Origin of the sequence: Dietzia sp. KRD202 (genome assembly GCF_017168155.1) — a bacterium.
Classification (GTDB): domain Bacteria; phylum Actinomycetota; class Actinomycetes; order Mycobacteriales; family Mycobacteriaceae; genus Dietzia; species Dietzia kunjamensis.
The window spans coordinates 1-13,093 of the sequence record NZ_JABFAN010000001.1; the positions used below are offsets into that span (position 1 = coordinate 1).

Here is a 13,093-nt window from a genome sequence, read left to right on the forward strand (position 1 = left end):
GGCCCTTCCGGAATCAGAGTGCATTGATCCGGTCCTGAAGCTGACCGGAGTGGATCAGTGACCGCAAGATGTAGTGGTTGAGGTTTCGGAAGCCCAGGGCGATTCCGCGCAGGTGCTCGAGGCGACCGTTGATGGCCTCGACCGGGCCGTTGGAAGCCCGGGTGTCGAAGTATGCCAGGATCTCGCGGTGGCGCTTCCAGAGAGAGCGTCCGAGCTGCGCGAGCTCCGGGAGTTCCTTGGGTACGCCGGACCGGATCGAGCGCAGGAGTTTGTACATCGCAATCTTGCCCTCCCGTCTGCCCGAGGCCTCGTATGCAGTGATGAGTCGCTGGTAAACGCCATAGGTGACCTCCACCGCCGCGTGCGCATCGTGGGCGGTGAACGCCTTGAACAGGCGGACCTTCTGTTTGTCGGTCAGCAGTTCGACCCGAGTGCGCAGGGTCCGGCGGATCCCGTAAAGGGGATCGCCGGTGCGGCCGCGGTGCCCCGTGGTGGCCTGCTGGATGCGTTGGCGGCACACGGTGAGCTTGTCGGCGGCAAGCTGCACGACGTGAAATGGATCCATCACCGTCCGAGCAGCGGGCACGGTTTTGGCGGCGGCGGCGTGGTAGCCGGCGAATCCGTCCATCGTGACAACCTTGACTCGGTCACGGAACACCTGGTCGCGGGCATCGAGCCACTCGGTGAGCACCTTCGCCGAGCGCCCGGGGACCATGTCCAGCAGGCGCGACGGGCCGGTGCCGTCCACCACCGGGGTCAGGTCGACCAGGACGGTGACGAACGAAGACGAACCGTCGCCGCGGACGTGTTTCCGCTTGTGCTAATCGACCCCGAGAACGCGGACGCCGTCGAAGTGGCAGATAGGGCTAGTGGGTACGCCTAGTCCGGCGATCCGGTACTTCGATTCCGGCGACTCGGTACTCCTTAGGGCGGGCGGGGTGGTCTGCTCGGGGTGAGGCGGCGCGACTGCGCCGCTTCTTCCTATTTGAGGAGGCTGATGTGGCCGAGTACAAGGCCATCATGACGTTGGCGCTGGCCGGGCATAGCTACAGCGAGATCGTCGCCGCCGTCGGGTGTTCGCGTCGGGAGATCGCGGCGGTGAAGAAGACGATCACCGCGTACGGCATCACCGCCGGCCAAGCGTCGTCGATGAACCCGGCCGAGATCGCCGGGATGTTCCCCGACGGGCGCAAACGCGTCTCGGAGGACTACCGGCCCTTCCGGATTTAGAGTGCGTTGATCCGGTTCTGGAGCTGTCCGGAGTGGATGAGCGACCGCAATATGTAGTGCTTGAGGTTGCGGAAGCCCAGGGCGATTCCGCGGAGGTGCTCGAGGCGTCCGTTGATGGCCTCGACGGGGCCGTTGGAGGCGCCCACGTCGAAGTAGGCGAGGATCTCGCGGTGCCGCTTCCACAGCGACCGGCCCAGCTGGGCGAGCTCGGGCAGTTCGGTGGGCACCCCGGTGCGGATCGATTTCAGGAGCTTGTACATCGCGATCTTGCCCTCCCGCTTGCCCGAGGCCTCGTAGGCGGCGATGAGTCGCTGGTAGACGCCGTAGGTGACCTCCACCGCCGCGTGCGCGTCATTGGCGGTGAACGCCTTGAACAGGCGGACCTTCTGCTTGTCGGTCAGCAGCTCAGCGCGGGTTCGCAGGGTGCGGCGGATGCCGTACAGTGGATCGCCGGTGCGGCCTCGGTGCCCGGTGGTGGCCTGCTGGATGCGTTGGCGGCACACGGTGAGCTTGTCGGCGGCAAGATGCACGACGTGGAACGGGTCCATCACCGTCCGTGCTTCGGGGACGGCTTTGGCGGCGGCGGTGTGGTAGCCGGCGAATCCGTCCATCGTGACCACCTTGACTCGGTCTCGAAAAGCCTGGTCGCGGGCGTCGAGCCACTCGGTGAGGACCTTCGCCGAACGGCCCGGGACCATGTCCAGCAGACGAGACGGGCCGGTGCCCTCCACGACCGGGGTCAGGTCCACCAGAACGGTGACGAACGAGCTGCTGCCGTCGCCTCGCACGTGCTTCCACTTGTGCTCATCGACCCCGAGAATGCGGACGCCATCGAAGTGTCCGGGCTGCTCGTAGACCATCGCGCGGATCTTCGAGACCGCCAGGTCATTGACCAAATCCCACCCCAGCCCGAGGGCCTTGGCCACCGCGGACACGCTGCTGCGGTCGACCGCCAGCCGTTGCAGAATCCAGCGAGTGCAGCGGCGGGTGGTCTTGGCCCGCGGCTCAGCCAACGCCGGCATCCGCTGCTGGAAAATCCTCGTAGCGCACTCGGCGTTGTCGCAGGTGAAGCGCGGTACCCGCACGTGCAGTCTCGTGGGGTGACCCACGATCGGCAGGTCGGTCACTCGCCGCTCGACGTGGTCCCGCAAACGGCCCGCCATCCCGCACTCCGCGCAGACCGGGTCCAGCGTCACCGGAGCGCAGAACAGGTGCGTGAGCTCGTCGGCCACGGCGGCGTCGGTGATGGTCACCCCGAGCTCGACGGTGCGGCAGATGGTGTCGGCGAGCAGGCTGGCGGTAGCGTTCAAAGCGGGTCCTGGGGATGCGAAGTGCTGGTGTAGGAACTTGCATCTTCACACGCCCCAGGACCCCTACATCTTGTGCCTCACCGCATCACCGGCGAACCCCAGCTATGCACTCCGGATCCGGAAGGGCCGCGGGTCCTGGGGATGCGAAGTGCTGGTGTAGGAACTTGCATCTTCACACGCCCCAGGACCCCTACATCTTGTGCCTCACCGCATCACCGGCGAACCCCAGCTATGCACTCCGGATCCGGAAGGGCCAGCAAACCGCCCGCGGCTGCCCACAACATCGGCGTAGTGGACAGGTCGATCGGGGCAGTTAGCCGCATCCCGCCCATCACGATCACTACCAGCGCCATCACCAGCAGGAAACCGCCGTTGACCAATGCGCCGACAATTTCCGCGCGATACCAGCCGAAGCTGCGGTCTTCATCTGCTGGCCGGCGGGCGAGCCGTGCAGCAATGATGGCCACCAGTACGCCACCGACGGCCGAGAAAGTGTGGAAGGCATCTGAGATCACCGCGACCGAACCGGTCCATAACCCGATGCTAATTTCAATGAAGAAGTAAATTCCCGTCAGCCACGCCGAGATGGCCAGTCCCCACCCAGGGCCGCGCGCACCGTCCGTGTAACTGTGGCCTCCGTGTCCGTGAGTCATGAACCCCTCCTCCTGACCGCAAGGTCAGTTCTGGTGTGATTGCTCATCCCCACCGGGAGCAACCGGCAGGGCGAAATATGGTCGAAATTGAGGATCTGATCGGGTCAGTGCGAGTTAGTGCTCGCGTCTGGAGGAGAGCATCTCTGGTGGAGGTCATTGCGGCGGGGCGCTTCCTCGCTCGGTGGTGGCGGCGAAGTGAGGTTCCCCCGGATCCGTAGAGGGATCAGCTGTAATGAGTATTTGAGGGTTTGGGAGCCACTGGATATTGAGGTTGGGAGCCACCGTTATTGGCTTTGAGAGCCGGTGGCCGATGGGGTCGGAGCCACCGGCTCCCGTGCGCGGTCCCGTGGGGTTAATTCACGGCGGTGTGTTCGCGCATGTTGAAGGTGCCGGTCTCGATCCAGAGGGTGTTGTGGACGATACGGTCCATGATGGCGTCGGCGTGTGAGGTTCCCCCGGATCCGTAGAGGGATCAGCTATAAGGGGAAGCGATGCCAGAGAAGCGCCAGAAGTACGACCGGGAGTTCCGTGAGGGAGCGGTCCGGATCGTCGAGGAGACCGGGAAGCCGATCGCCCAGATCGCCCGAGACCTTGGGGTCAACGCGGGCACCTTGGGCAATTGGGTCAATCAGGCTAAGGAAGCTCGGGAGGGCACAGAAGGCCTGTCCAGGGGCGACATCGAGGAGCTCAAGCGGCTGCGAGCAGAGAACGCGGAGCTGAAGATGGAGCGTGATGTCCTCAAGCGATCCGTGGTCCTGTGGGTCAAGGAGGCGACGAAGTGAGCGTGGCACGTTTCATCGCCGACCTTCAGGACCAACTACCGAGTGCCACACACTCTGGTGTGCGCCCTGCTGGGCGTGTCGCTGGCGTGGTTCTACAAGTGGCTCAAGCGGGCCACCGGGCCGGAGGCGGCCAGCGGTCTGCACACCGAGCGTGACCGCCGCCGCGAGGTCGTCGACCAGGCGGTCGCGAAGGCGTTCACCGCCGCAAAGGGCCGGCATGGATCCCCTCGCCTGTACTTCGACCTTCGTGACGAGGGCTGGCAGGTCAGCGAGAAGACCGTGGCCGACTCGATGCGCCGCCAGGGCCTCGTCGCACGCCGCATCAGACGCCGCAACTGTTTGGGACGCCTTTCGGAAAGCGCGGTTCTGATGATCGGGTAGCGGTCGGACGGGTATCGGATAGCGGAGTTCACCCGTCCGACCGCTGGGCCGCTATGGCGTTGCCGTGGCGAGGTGTCGTCTCATGTTCGGGCCGTCGAGGGCGATGATCTCGGCGCCGGCGACGATCCGGTTGAGGATCGATTCGGCGATGACCGCGTCTTGGAGCGACTTGTACCAATCTGGCGGATCGAACTGCGAGGTCACCAGCGTCGAGCCCCGCCCCTCCCGAGCGGCAAGGATGTTGAGCAGCTCCGCCGCGGTGTGCGGGGCCACCGGCGTGGTCAGGAAATCGTCCAGCACTAGCAGGTCGCAGTTGTGCAGATCAGTGAGGAAGTCCAGCCTGCGCTGCGAGGTCGGCTCCAGCACGGCGAGCCGGTTGGCCAGGTCGTCGAGCCGGAAGAACCTCGCGGTGTAGTACTTTCGGCACGCGGCATTGAGAAGCGCCTGGGCGAGGTAGGTCTTGCCCACGCTGGATTGGCCGAGCACGACGAGATTGCGAGTGGCGTCGATCCATTGACAGCTGGAAAGTCGTGCGATTAGCTCGCGGTTGACGTTGCGGTCAGGCAGGTAGCGGATCTCTTCTACGCAGGCGTCAGGGTTTGGCGATCTTTCAGGCCTTGAGTAGTTTCTGGGTCCGGCGTTCCTGCCTGGCCGTGATCTCTTTGTCCAGGGCGTGGAAGATCTTCTCCGAGAAGGTCCACTCGTCGCAGGCGGGATCGTTGGCCAGGTCAATGACGGTCTGGCCGAACGCGGTCATCCGCAGCTGCGTGAACAGCGGCATGTCGGCGTCGGTGAGATGACGATCAGTCACTGCAGCTCCTCCTGCCCCGCAGTGCCGCTGCTCGGGCCTCCGGTGAGGGCGGCGAGGCTGAACTGCTCGGGCCCGGCCAGATGCGCCCCGGTGGTATCTCGCCGACCCGGCGGCGGCTCCAGCCGGTCCGTCGTAGCCGCCACCGCCGGCTGCGTGGTGGTGGGCCGGGCGGCGGCCTGGGTCCTCAGGGCCGCCAGCTGCTGCTTGACGGCGGTGTAGCTGATCGCCCGGCGTGAGGTCTCGGAGACGAGTTGGCCACAGGCCCGCTCGAGCAGCATCTTGTTGTCCCCGCGGGCCAGGGCGAGGATGTTCTGGCACGAACGGTAGCCCTGAGCCTCGATCCGCTGGCGATCCAGGACCTCACTGATCGCAGCCACGGTGTGCGGTCCGATCTTGTGGGCCTGGCGCACGAAATACGCCCGCGACCACAGGTCCGATGACTGCAGATGCTGCGCGGGAACATGGTCGGGATCGGTGACGAAGGCGTGCCGCCTACCGGAGACGGTGTGGGAGGCGATGATCTCGCCGCCAGCCATGACCACCAGTGTGGGGCCGGTGATCTTCACGTCGACGTGCTGGCCGGTGAAGGTGTAGGGCACCGAGTACTTCACCGTGGCGATCTCCACGTGATAGTCCCGGTTGACCTTGGACTTCTTCCAGATGACCGGCTGCCAGCGGACCTCGGGCAGAGCGATCAGCTCCGACTGCTCGTGCTCGGTGAACAGCTCGCGGCGGCTGGTCTTCTGGCCGCGGAACGGGATCCGGTCGTTGATCACCTCCACCTCGGCGGCGATCGCCTCGTTCAGATCGTCCAGGCTGGCGAAGCGCCGATCGGCCAGCCGTCCGATCACCCAGTTCGTCACCACCTTCACCCCGGCCTCGACGTTGCCCTTGTCCGTCGGGCGCACCGGCCGAGTGGGCACGGCGGCGGTGTGGTGGTACTCGAGGAAGTCACGGTATTCACGGTTGACCTCGCGGGCCCGGTCGCCGCGGGCGATCTGGTTCGATGCCGTCGAGGCGTTGTCCGGGACGATCACTTGCGCCGCGCCGCCGAAGTACTCGAAGGCCTGCAGGTGCGCGTCGAGCCAGTTCGCCATCTTCTCGTCCACGCAGCCGCACGCGAAGACCATCCCCGAGTACGGCAGCGACGCAACGAACACCGAGACCGTGGTCTTGGTACCGAGGACGGGGTCGAAGATCGCCATCTTTGTGCCCGCCCAGTCGACCTGCATCGTGTGCCCGGGCACGTGCGCGATCCGCATCGTCAGCTCGTTGACCTCGACGTACTCGCCGACGATCTGGCAGAACCGCTGATAGCTGTAGTGCCGCTGCCCCGGCGATCCGTCGCTGTCGAGGTAGTTGGCCCACAGCACCCGCAGCGGCAGCTTGTTCTTGCCCGTGCGCTTCTTCACGGTCGCCGCCACGTCGAAGGCGACGAACTCCTTCGACGGCGTCTTGCGCCCATCTGCGAACAAGACGTCGATCTCCTCGCCGCTGAGCGCCTCGACCTGGCTCGTGGCGGTCAACCCGTGCTCGTGGCAGACCTTCTTCGCCTTCGCGACAGTGCGATGCGAGCAACCCGCGATCGCCTCGATGTCCCGGTAGGACCTGTCCTGCAGCAGTAGCGACATCACCAATCGGTAATCAGTCACCCGTGCCTCCTGTTCGGATCCACGCGCAGCCTTGTTGCCACGCGTAGAACCGACACGAGCACACGAGGACCGGCACCGCTATCCGATGCTCATACTCGCGCTACCCGATCATCAGAACCCTGCTTTCCGAAGCACGTCCCTAACAGCCGCAACGGTCTGACCAGGCAGGACAAGACGGCCCCGAAGTTCCCCGACCTGCTCAAGCGGGACTTCACCGCCGACAGGCCGAACGCCCGGTGGGTCGGCGACATGACCGAGATCCCCACCGTCGACGCCAACGGTCGGCCCGGTGAGAAGCTATATCTGGCCACTGTGATCGACCTCTACAGTCGTAGATTGCTTGGTGCTGCCACCGGTCTGCACCCGGACGCCGAACTCGCCTGCGCGGCGATCAACATGGCCGGGGCGACCCGCGGCGGTATCGAGGAGGTCCACCAGTCTGGGTGGCGTGAGGACCCGTCGAAACGAGCCATATTTCACACCAATCGGGGCAGCACCTATACCGCTCACGCGTTCACGAAACTATGCCAAGACCTCGGTATTCGCCAATCGATGGGGCGGGTCGGATCGTGCTTTGACAATGCTGCCGCCGAAGCATTTTTCAGCTCGCTGGAATGGGAAGTTTTGTCGCAACACACCTTCGAAAACACCCGCGCCGCCCGGGCCGCTGTGTTGGACTGGTGCTACGGGTTCTACAACCACGACCGACGACACAGCACGATCGGAATGGTGAGCCCGATCAGCTACGAGACCGCCGCGGCGACCGAACCGGAAGCCGCCTAGGAAACCCTCCACGATTCGGGGGGAACCACATTTCGTCGGGATGCAACGCACCGTGTAGGCCCGGCCAATGCCCGGTCAGCTCCATTCGGCCGGTCAGCTCAAAACCCACCCGTTCGACCGCGGTGAGGGTCTGCGCCAGGCTGTTTTCGGGAGAAGATCTGATCGTGATGACGGACTGCCCGTCTTTGATGAGGTCGACTGACACCCCCTCGACTTCGGGTAGCCCCCATAGATGCTCGATCATTCGCGCGATGCACTCACCGCAGGTCAGTCCCCTGACGGTGTAACTCATCGTGCTAGTGGCCGCTGCAGCCATCTCGGTGTCATCCAGCCTTGGAAATCGCGTCGTGCTCGCTCCTGGTCGGTTCAATGCTGAGCCGATTGGATCCCAGGAGCGTGTAGTGGCGGGTTAATGGCCGTGGAGACCGGGCATTGCGAACATCATCAGGCCCATCATCGCCACGCACAGCGCGCCAAACACGATCACTCCGGTGCCTGCGACCCCGGTCACCAGCAGGACCCCGACAAGAACGAGCATCGGGACACAACACGCGAGCATCATCCAACGATGACCGGAGCGTCCGGGCTTCGAGGGCTCGGGCGGGTACTGCTCTTCCAGAGGCCCATCGCTGTAGGGGGAAGCCGACCCCGCAACGGGGGGCTGATCAGGGGGCGCGTCTAGTGGCTGGCGCCGTCGCTCCTGGGGTGATTGCTCGCTCATGAGGGGTGTCCTTTCCGAAGCGGGAGGCGGCCCAATTTTTTGTACAGTGGACAGTGCCCGGTCCCACCAGTGACGATCAGGTCCAGACCAGCCACGATCAACAACAGCTCCACGATCACCGCGCCCGTGGAATCCGCCTGGCTGAGCAGAATTCCTCCGCCAACGACACCGAGAAGACCCAACACGATGCGAGCGCCCCTTTCGATAGGGGTGATGTTGATACTCCATCTCGCCTGCATCGTTTCCTCCTGGGTGCTCGATCCAGCCCCGAGTGCACGGGACCATTGATCGGTACACCCCCAATCTGCCAAGTGTTTGTGAAGGACGAACTGTCCTTCACGTGAAGGTTCGGTGAAGCCGGTACGGCGTGTGCCACAAGTGTGGGGAGATGCGCGCCTCAACGCGCTCAGCGGACGCGCGTCGTGCGGCCTGAATCGCGCTGGGTTGGTTGGAGTCTCTGGTGTGCTCTGTGTTCTCACTGGTGTTGGTGGTGTCGCACGGCGAGCCACTGGGCGAGGACGATGGCTAGGGCCACTAGCGCGGTGATGACGAGGGTGAACGGGTCCGATTGGCTCTTGGTGAGCAGGAAGGGCACCAGTACCGCGAGGTCAAGGATGATCGCGAGCAACGGGATCCAGGAGTTGGCGGCGACGTCGTTTTTGAGACGGCGGATGATCCCGAAGTGGATGGCAATGTCCATGGCCAAATACAAGATAGCGCCAAGGGAGGCGATCTGGGAGAGGTCGAAGAAGGCGGCCATCACGATCGCCAGCCCGGCGGTGATGTAGAGCGACTGATGTCCTGGCCGGCCGGGCAGGCCCGGGGCTTGGCCCATTTCTCGGAGCATGTCGTAGAGCTTCGAGACTGAGAATAGGCTCGCGATCAGTCCAGACAGTGTGGCGACCACCGCGATAAGCACGGTTATTCTCATGCCCCAGTCGCCGAACATCGGCTGGGCTGCTTCGGCCAGTGCGTAGTCGCGGGCCTCGATGATCTCTGGCACGGTCAGGCTCGCAGTGACTGCGACGGTGATCAATAGATAGAGCGCCGTGCACAGGGCGATGGAAATAATGATTGAGCGGCCGATATTGCGCTTGGGGTTCTTCAGATCCCCGCCGTGGTTGGTGATCGTGGTGAACCCCTTGTACGCCAGGATGCATAGGGTGACACCGGCGAGAAAGCCCACCCATCCCTGGTCTGGTGGCGTGCGTCCAGCGGCGGTAATGAGCCGGGGCAGGGAGGAGAGTCCCGCGGCGAGGATTCCCGCGATCGCCAGCACCGCGATGCCGACGATCTTGAGCGCTGCGGTGACCGTGGCAGAGCGCTCCACTAGTTGGTTGCCCACCAGGTTCACCAGTGCGGCGCCGGCGATGGCGAGGACGGCCAGCACCGGGACCCACACGTCGGAGTCCTGCATCCCGAACGGTCGCAGCATGTAGGTACCGAAGGTTCGGCCGAGAAGGGACTCGGCGAGGATCATCGACACGTACATGAACAGCGAAACCGAGCCAGCCACGACCCCGGGTCCATACGCGGCTTTGAGTTGCATCGCGATTCCGCCCGAGGAAGGGTTGGTGGCTGAGTAGCGGATGTAGGAGTAGGAGCTGAAGGCCACCACCACTGCCCCGGCAAGGAAGGCCCACGGCATCCACCCCCCGGCCAGCTCGGCGACCTGCCCTACCAGGGCGAAAATGCCCGCCCCGATCATCACCCCCGTCCCGAGCGCAACGGATCCAGTGAGGGTCAGTGAGTTCGAGGACTGGGCGCTGCGATCCATGCGGTACCGTACTTTCTTCTCGTCGGGCGGGGTTGGCGGTGTGCTTGCGGTCGGGTGCGCCGAGTTCAGCGGACCAGGATCGTGCCCATCATGCCGAGGTCCTCGTGGTCGAGGATGTGACAGTGGTAGACGGTGCGGCCGACGATGTCGTCGAAGGCCACGCGGATGGTGACGCGGCCGAAGGCCGGAATGTTGACCACGTCCTGCCAGGTGGGTGACTCGCCGTCGTCGAGGACTTGCATGGGCCACACGTGCAGGTGCATTGGGTGGTCCATGGGGCTGGTGTTGGTCAGGGTCCATTCCTCCACAGTTCTGGCGCGGACCGTGATGTCGTTTCGGTCGGCGTCGAACTGTCGGCCGTTGATGGTGAACGACATCATCGATTCGGCTCCGCGCATCCCACGGCCCATGCCCATGCCCATGGCGAATTCCAGGGTTCGACGGGCAGTTACCGGTGCGGTGCGCAGGTCCCGCAGGGCCGGTCCTGCGGGCACGGGATCGGGTTCGTCCGCCGGGGGCCCAGTCACGTCCAGCGTGAGCAGACCGATCGGCTCGTCGTCCGCCGGGAACGCACCGGCCATGGGTCCGCCCATCATGCCAGGCATGGCGCCGCGGTCCACCGGGATGCTGAGCAGAGTGGAGGTGCCCTGGCGAGCGTCCACCAGGAGTTCGACTCTGTTTCCGGGAGCCAGCGTCACCTCGGTGAGGTCGACAGGTTCGGGTAGGCGGCCGGTGTCACGGCCGAGCAGGCGCAGAGACTGACCATCCAGGGTCAGGCGCAGGTAGCGGGACGGGCAGGCGTTGACGATCCGCCACTGCTCTCGCTCTCCCGGCGAAGCGGTGGCCCGGGGCCGAACCTGGCCGTTGACCATCACTATCTCGCCTTGACGGCCCATCATCTTCTCGGGCGGGGACGCGGCAGCCGGGTTGCCAGTGCCGTCGAGGGTGATGTCGGAGACGACCAAGGTGCGCTCACGGGACACCGGGACCGGCTCGGGGTCCTCAACAACGATCGCTCCGTAGAGTCCGGCCGCCAGTTGGTCAGCGACATGGCCGTGGTGGTGGGGGTGGTACCAGAAAGTCCCGGGCGGGTGGTCGTTTGGCAGGACGATTTCGTAGTCGAAGGACTCGCCGGGGGAGATGCTGACGAAGGGGTTGTCGCCATTGCCCTCGGGGGAGACGTGCAACCCGTGTACGTGCAGGTTGGTCGGGGTGTCGAGTTCGTTGGCCATCGCCACTCGGATCGTGTCTCCGCCCCGAACGCGCAGGGTGGGGCCTGGGAGTGTGCCGTTGAACGCCTGCACGTTTGCGTTTCGCCCGCCGATCTTGACCCGGGCGGGGGCGGCGACCAACTCCAGATCGAGCACACCGTCCCGACTGGCCACCACGTCCGGCTCGAGAAGGTCGTCACCACCGTCGGAGAAGCCACCACTGTTCGTGGTGTTGCCCTCACTGACGGTCCACCACAGGCCGGCCCCGCCCACGGCGGCGGTGCCGGCCCCTGCCAAACCCAGTGCGAGGAGCTGCCGTCGGGTCAGCTCGCTCACTGCCGTCCCTCGCCCAGAGTGTGTAGTCGCTCCCGGTACTCCTCGGTGGTTAGCTCTCCACGGGCGTAGCGTTCGTCCAGGATCTCTCGCGGCTGGCGCGGGCGTTCCCCGGTTTTGACATGCTCATGCCCTCCGGTCTGGCCCCGGCCGCCGGTGAACGCTTTCGCCAGGACGACGGTGACCACCACCGTGCCCAGAATGACCAAGAGCCAGAAGATCCACATCCAGCCCATTCCCGAACCCATCCCGTTGTTCCACATCATCGCGATCGTCCTTCGCTACTTCTCAGTCCCGAGCGTGTGGCCCGCCGGTGTCTGGGGGGTGGTGGCGCCGGGTGCGGGGCGTGGCGGTCGGTCTGGAGACCGTGGATCGGCATCGGCACCGAGGGTCTGGGTGTGGAGCAGCACGTGCAGGATTCAGCGATCGCTTCCAACGGAAGGTTACTGCGAGGCTGGATAGACATCTTCTCCTCTTCATATTCGTTGCTGGTGCTCACTGGAACAACTCCAATTTTACCCCCTATGGGGTATGTGGGGTAGGTGGTTGAACCCGGCTCACCCATCGATTGGTCCCTGGGTGTCTCACGCCTGGGGAGCGGTCCCTGTCAGGGCGACAATGAGGCAGAGCACGCTGGCCCAGAACACGCCCAGGCCAATGGCCACCACGGTTACACTCGCCCACTCCATACCGCGCCCCTGTCTTCCGGTCGAGTTCCACATTGGCCGGTACGCCCGCGTATTTGTGTGGAGATCAGGTGGAGGTCTGATCAAGAATTTCCGCTGGCGAGCTGACACTCAGGACAGGCTGGAACGATCGAGACCATGGTGGAGAACCCTCGTGCCCTCGAAGATGGGGGAAATTTGGGGAAGGGTGAGTTCGCAGAAACTACAGCTCGGCATCGTTTAGTGGCCCTTCATAGTGAAGGGCCCGTTTAGTGGAAGGTCTGCGTATTAGCTCCGGGCGTATTCGCGTCCACCGGCTGGTTGCACCAGATGTCGCGCACCATCTTGCGCACCTGCTGGCTGCCATTGTTCGTTTGTGCCGGTGGGGCCGCCAAAAACGAATCCGGCGAGACTCCCTCGTCCATGAACGTCGAATGTCAGGAAATTCAAACGTCGATCAATGACCACGGAAGAGTGTGCATTTTGGCTATTCCCGCGCTCGCCGGACGATTTTGGCCTGGCCTTTGGTCGAGGTCGGAATAGTGACTGGACCCCTCAGGCCTGATCGGCAGTTCCGGCACGCCAGGTCTCCCACGGGATGTTCCAGTCGCCCAGTCCGTCGGTCCCAGGAAGTGTTGGTCCGACGGTATTGATGACTGAGTGTGCCAGTCTGAATTGGCCCCACTTGGAGGCGTAGTGCTGCTCTGAAATGGCCCCACCCTCGATCAACCAGACCCTAAGTTTCGTGTCGTCCGACCAAAGACGTTCACGAGAGGCAAGGGGT

Annotated in this window: 15 protein-coding genes and 3 pseudogenes; 4 read left to right on the plus strand and 14 right to left on the minus strand. The window is 64.4% G+C overall.

What is annotated here, in order from left to right; translation table 11 throughout:
* Positions 1-13: 13 nt before the first annotated feature.
* A pseudogene (locus J1M64_RS00005) lies at positions 14-853 on the minus strand (ISL3 family transposase); the annotation flags it as partial.
* Between the two features lie 146 nt (positions 854-999).
* On the opposite strand from J1M64_RS00005, the gene J1M64_RS00010 reads away from it, so the two are divergent.
* A complete protein-coding gene (locus J1M64_RS00010; RefSeq protein ID WP_241260882.1) occupies positions 1,000-1,230 on the plus strand; it encodes a hypothetical protein in 231 nt (76 codons plus the stop codon).
* Here the strand turns inward: J1M64_RS00010 and J1M64_RS00015 are convergent.
* The 3 genes and pseudogenes from J1M64_RS00015 to J1M64_RS00025 form a co-directional block, all read right to left on the minus strand.
* On the minus strand, positions 1,227-2,540 hold the full coding sequence (locus J1M64_RS00015; RefSeq protein ID WP_119193557.1) for an ISL3 family transposase: 1,314 nt from the start codon (positions 2,538-2,540) through the stop codon (positions 1,227-1,229). The two genes, J1M64_RS00010 and J1M64_RS00015, sit on opposite strands and share 4 nt — an antisense overlap.
* 212 nt (positions 2,541-2,752) lie before the next feature.
* The gene (locus J1M64_RS00020) at positions 2,753-3,193 is read right to left on the minus strand and encodes a cation diffusion facilitator family transporter (protein WP_241260883.1); all 441 of its coding nucleotides are present in this window, start codon (positions 3,191-3,193) and stop codon (positions 2,753-2,755) included.
* A 352-nt stretch (positions 3,194-3,545) separates the two neighbouring features.
* Positions 3,546-3,650, minus strand: a pseudogene (locus tag J1M64_RS00025) (ATP-binding protein); the annotation flags it as partial.
* A 34-nt stretch (positions 3,651-3,684) separates the two neighbouring features.
* Here J1M64_RS00025 and J1M64_RS00030 point away from each other — a divergent pair.
* Both J1M64_RS00030 and J1M64_RS20260 read left to right on the plus strand, forming a co-directional pair.
* Positions 3,685-3,975 carry a transposase gene (locus tag J1M64_RS00030; protein WP_069389795.1) on the plus strand — a complete coding sequence of 97 codons (291 nt, stop codon included), beginning with the start codon at positions 3,685-3,687 and terminating at the stop codon, positions 3,973-3,975.
* Between the two features lie 42 nt (positions 3,976-4,017).
* Positions 4,018-4,356, plus strand: coding sequence for an IS3 family transposase (locus tag J1M64_RS20260; RefSeq protein ID WP_307872328.1), 339 nt, complete (start codon positions 4,018-4,020; stop codon positions 4,354-4,356).
* A 51-nt stretch (positions 4,357-4,407) separates the two neighbouring features.
* Here the strand turns inward: J1M64_RS20260 and J1M64_RS00040 are convergent, their stop codons facing one another.
* The 3 genes from J1M64_RS00040 to istA are packed head-to-tail and all read right to left on the minus strand — an operon-like array spanning position 4,408 to position 6,819.
* Positions 4,408-4,932 (minus strand): ATP-binding protein, encoded by a 525-nt coding sequence (locus J1M64_RS00040; protein WP_253702223.1) that lies wholly within the window; start codon positions 4,930-4,932, stop codon positions 4,408-4,410.
* Between the two features lie 34 nt (positions 4,933-4,966).
* Positions 4,967-5,167, minus strand: a complete 201-nt coding sequence (locus tag J1M64_RS20265) for a hypothetical protein (protein ID WP_223210114.1) — start codon at positions 5,165-5,167, stop codon at positions 4,967-4,969.
* Positions 5,164-6,819 (minus strand): IS21 family transposase, encoded by a 1,656-nt coding sequence (istA, locus tag J1M64_RS00045; RefSeq protein WP_307872329.1) that lies wholly within the window; start codon positions 6,817-6,819, stop codon positions 5,164-5,166. Before istA ends, J1M64_RS20265 begins: the two co-directional genes overlap by 4 nt.
* Before the next feature lie 147 nt (positions 6,820-6,966).
* Between istA and J1M64_RS00050 the strand changes: the two are divergent.
* A pseudogene (locus tag J1M64_RS00050) lies at positions 6,967-7,602 on the plus strand (IS3 family transposase); the annotation flags it as partial.
* A 409-nt stretch (positions 7,603-8,011) separates the two neighbouring features.
* On the opposite strand, the gene J1M64_RS20100 reads toward J1M64_RS00050, so the two are convergent.
* The 7 genes from J1M64_RS20100 to J1M64_RS00080 all read right to left on the minus strand — a co-directional run.
* Entirely contained in the window at positions 8,012-8,140 is a 129-nt protein-coding gene (locus J1M64_RS20100; protein WP_274601441.1) for a hypothetical protein, read from the minus strand.
* A 179-nt stretch (positions 8,141-8,319) separates the two neighbouring features.
* Positions 8,320-8,562 (minus strand): DUF2892 domain-containing protein, encoded by a 243-nt coding sequence (locus tag J1M64_RS00055; RefSeq protein WP_076599981.1) that lies wholly within the window; start codon positions 8,560-8,562, stop codon positions 8,320-8,322.
* Between the two features lie 236 nt (positions 8,563-8,798).
* Positions 8,799-10,100, minus strand: coding sequence for an APC family permease (locus J1M64_RS00060; RefSeq protein ID WP_096905123.1), 1,302 nt, complete (start codon positions 10,098-10,100; stop codon positions 8,799-8,801).
* A gap of 65 nt (positions 10,101-10,165) precedes the next feature.
* Positions 10,166-11,647, minus strand: coding sequence for a multicopper oxidase family protein (locus J1M64_RS00065; protein ID WP_206471965.1), 1,482 nt, complete (start codon positions 11,645-11,647; stop codon positions 10,166-10,168).
* Entirely contained in the window at positions 11,644-11,910 is a 267-nt protein-coding gene (locus J1M64_RS00070; RefSeq protein WP_003862069.1) for an SHOCT domain-containing protein, read from the minus strand. The genes J1M64_RS00065 and J1M64_RS00070 overlap by 4 nt, the downstream gene beginning before the upstream one ends.
* Positions 11,911-12,578: 668 nt before the next feature.
* Complete coding sequence (locus tag J1M64_RS00075) at positions 12,579-12,734, minus strand: hypothetical protein (protein WP_156523497.1); 156 nt, start codon at positions 12,732-12,734, stop codon at positions 12,579-12,581.
* 130 nt (positions 12,735-12,864) lie between these two features.
* Positions 12,865-13,093 (minus strand): hypothetical protein (locus tag J1M64_RS00080; RefSeq protein WP_206471967.1); only part of this gene is annotated, 229 nt, incomplete at its 5' end.